The sequence below is a fragment of the Moraxella oblonga NBRC 102422 genome (assembly GCF_001598275.1).
Taxonomy (GTDB): domain Bacteria; phylum Pseudomonadota; class Gammaproteobacteria; order Pseudomonadales; family Moraxellaceae; genus Moraxella; species Moraxella oblonga.
The window spans coordinates 1-541 of sequence record NZ_BCYQ01000107.1; the positions used below are offsets into that span (position 1 = coordinate 1).

1 protein-coding gene is annotated in these 541 nt (G+C 40.9%); it reads left to right on the forward strand.

Annotation, left to right across the window (positions count from 1 at the left end):
* The coding region (locus MOB01S_RS12110; protein WP_157074007.1) for a type IV pilin protein at positions 1 to 541 on the forward strand (541 nt) is incomplete at its 5' end.

A 541-nucleotide genomic window follows, 5' to 3' on the forward strand; every position in this document is an offset into this window, starting at 1 on the left:
TGCAAGGATGTCAAGTGTTATTAAGCCTGCTTCATCCACTTTGGGTTTTACCTTGGTTGAATTGATGATTGTTGTGTTAATTTTAGCGATAGTTGCTTTGATTGCTTATCCAAGTTATGTTGATTTAATGAAGCGTATGGAGGCAAAACGAGTTAAGAGTGCTTTATTGCATGCCAATCAAGAGGCTAAATTACATGCTTATTTGATGAAAAGGGATGTGCATTTGTGCTTGGCAGATGAGTTGGGGCGTTGTCATCGACAGGCAGGTCATAAGGTGATGTTGTTTGTGGATAATAATGACAATCATCGTTTTGATGAAAGTGGCGATACGTTGGTGCAAGAATATCCTTTAAAGATGAAATATGGGACGTTGGAGATGAGAATGTCAGCACTTAGGCATTATATGAGGTATTATGGGGATACAGGACTGCCAAGGGGGCATTTTGGTCATTTTAGTTATTGTATGGATGGGGAAGCATCTAAGTCTCATCGGGTGGTGGTGTCTAATATGGGATATGTGAGGGTGGAGGAGGGGTGTTGA